2 protein-coding genes are annotated in these 2,885 nt (G+C 60.0%); both read right to left on the bottom strand.

The genetic code is table 11. From position 1 onward, the window contains the following. Positions 1–2,394 (bottom strand): methyl-accepting chemotaxis protein (locus tag LNV09_RS24555; protein ID WP_263559691.1); only part of this gene is annotated, 2,394 nt, incomplete at its 3' end. Between the two features lie 67 nt (positions 2,395–2,461). Next, positions 2,462–2,885 (bottom strand): methyl-accepting chemotaxis protein (locus tag LNV09_RS24550; protein WP_263559690.1); only part of this gene is annotated, 424 nt, incomplete at its 5' end.

The raw sequence follows: 2,885 nt of genomic DNA, 5'->3' as shown, positions 1-2,885 counted from the left end.
GTCAATGATGGAAATCTTGGTGGCGATTTGCTTCATCGCGTCGACCGTCTGACCCACCGCTTGCCCGCCCTCGATCGCTTCGCGGGCGGCCTTGGTCGCCATGCCGTCGGTGATGTTGGCGCTGTCGGAGTTTTGCTTCACCGAGGCCGCCATCTCCTGTAATTGAGCGGTGGTCTGCTCGACGCTGGCGGCCTGCTGCGAGGCCGAATGCGAGAGGCTTTGCGAGGTTTGTGAGACCTGATCCGAGGCGCCGCCAAGTTGGTCGGCCGACACCCTTACCTCACGGATGGTGTTGCTGACGGTGTCTACCAGCGAGTTGAACTTTTCGCCCAGCATTCGGAAGAAGGGCTCCTTGCCCTCCAGCTCAATCCGGCTGGCGAAGTCGCCGCCATTGGCGCTGTCCACCATCGCGCCCACTTCAACTTCGGCTGCGACTTCGGCGGTGCGATCTTTCCACTCAACTACAGTGCCTAGGCGAGTGCCCTTGGCGTCATTGATCGGGTTAGCGGTCAGCGAGAAGGTCAGGCTGCTGACCTTGATTTCGGTCTTGTACTCCTGCTTCAAGGCCCCCAGTAGATTGCGCTGATGTGAGGGGTTACGGTGGAATTGATCGAAATTGGACCCGACGATGGAGCGCGCATTGAATTGCGGCAAGGCCTTGCGCAGCTCGGCTTCGTTGCGCTGCATCATCTGGGCCGCTGAGGTGTTGTTGTAGATGATGTTGCCGTCGGGGTCGGCGATCATCACATTGGTAGAGCAGATGTCCAGCGCCTGTTTGATGCGGGCGTTCTCGCTGGCCAGTGCTTGTTCGCGCGCGCGGGCGGCCAGCTCTTGTGTGACATCGCGCCATTCAACCACCGTGCCCAGCCGTTGGCCGGTGCTATCGATGATGGGGTTGGCGATCAGGCCAAAATCCAGGCTGGAAACCTTGATCTGGGTCTTGTACTCGGACTGCAACTGGGCCAGCATGCCGCGCTGGTGGCCGGGGTTTTTGTGGAAGCCGTCGATATTGGCGCCGATCAGTTGGCGGGCATTGAAGTTGGGCAGCGACTTCTTCAACTCGGCCTCGTTGCCTTGCATCATCTGTGTGACCGAGCGGTTCATATAGATGATGTTGAGGTCAACGTCGGCGATCATCACATTGGTGGAGCAGACGTCGAGAGCTTGTTTGATGCGGCCGGTTTCGGCGCTTAGCACTGCGTCCCGTTCAATGCGTTCACGCAAGTTTACTTGCATCAGTCCAAGAGCTGCGAGCAGCTTGCCCACTTCGTCACGGTGCTTGTCCTGCGTATCGAAGTTCAAGTCGCCGGCGGCCACGGCACGCGCCGCGTCCACCGCCCGCTGCATCGGTTGGGTGACCGAGCGCACGATGGCCGTGCCCACAAGTAGGGCCAACAAAATCAGACCCCCTAGCGCCATGCCGGCGAGGTTGCGCTGCGAACTGAGTTGCTTGATGCGCTCAATCAGCAATTTTTCCAAGTTGTCGGTGGCGACCTTGAACAGGGCGAATTGCGCATCGGTGGCCACCGTGCCTTGGGCAAACAAATCCGCTGCGCTGATGCTGGGCTTGCCGCTGGCAATTTGCTGGTCCACTTGCTTGAGAAAGTCCTCGGCCGATTGCTGAGCCAATTGGGTGCTCTGGTTCAAGCCCTTTGCCAGCTCCGGGTCACTCTTCAAAGCCTTTTCGATCTGGCGCTGGTTGCGCAGGCGCCAAAAGTCTGACTTTTCACGCAGGCCATTCAAGGCTGCCAGGTCGTTGGGATTGACGGTTTGGCCGCTGCTCATCTGTTTGACCAAGCCCACGCTCTTGCCGCGCACCAAGGCGATGGCCTCGGTCAGTTGCGGAATGTATTCAGCGACCGCCGTGATCAAGAAGTAGCTCGACTCTTCGGGGTCAAGCGATAGACCGGAGGCGTCGGCTATGCCTTCAATCAGGAGCAGGCCTTCCCCTACCAGCTCGCTGTGTGCTGCAAAACTGCTCCCCGGTTCTATGGCCTTGGCGTTCACCTGGTCTTGCAGTTTGATTACGTTCGCCTGTATCGCTGTGGCTCGTTGCAGGCTTGCCTTGTAGCGCTCGTTTTCTGGCGGGATGGCCTTGAGCAAGATCTCGAGCTGGGTCTTCAGCTCCGTTTGGGTGCTGCTCAGCTTGGCTTGCGCCGAGGCGTCGCCGATCAAGACCAAGCCCGACAGGCCTCGTTGAATCTGCAGCAAACGCAAGGCCTGGGCTGTCGGCCGCAAGGGGTCGATGCCTTGGTCCTCGGCCTGGGCAGTCTCTACCTGTTGCATCATGCTCTTCAGCACCATCGCAGAAGGTATGCCGCAGGCCAGAATCGCGATGACGGCCAGCAACACAAAACGTTGCCAGAGCATGAGCTTGCGCAGCAGTGAAAGCATGTGGGACTTCTTTCTTTTTGACGGTGACTTTTCGGCCAATCTGGCCGGAAGGGCGGGCTGCCTTGTTTCAGCGCCTGCCAGGGAACGTTCGAGGGCTATTGCCGTGCTTGTGGCCAGCGCCGCTGGTCGGCCGGCCCGCCTGCGCGTCCTCGGCCAGCTTGAAGTAGGCCATCTGCTCTTGCAACTGTGCGGCCTGTGCCGACAACTGCTCGGCGGTGGCCGACAGTTCTTCCGAAGCTGAAGCCGTTTGCTGCGTGGCGGTGGACAGATGATTCATTGCGCCATTGATTTGCGTCACGCCCTGCGACTGTTCGCTGGAGGCGGCCGAGATCTCCTGCACCAGCTCTGAAGTCTTCTGGATCGAGGGCACCATATTCGTCAGCAGCGTGCCGGCTTTTTCGGCCAATTGCACGCTGTGGCTGGCCAGCGTGCCAATCTCCTGCGCGGCCACTTGGCTGCGCTCGGCCAGCTTGCGCACTTCGGCCGCCACC

It is taken from the genome of Paucibacter sp. B2R-40 (assembly GCF_025717555.1).
Classification (GTDB): domain Bacteria; phylum Pseudomonadota; class Gammaproteobacteria; order Burkholderiales; family Burkholderiaceae_C; genus Paucibacter_A.
This window is presented reverse-complemented; position numbering and strand designations above follow the sequence as displayed.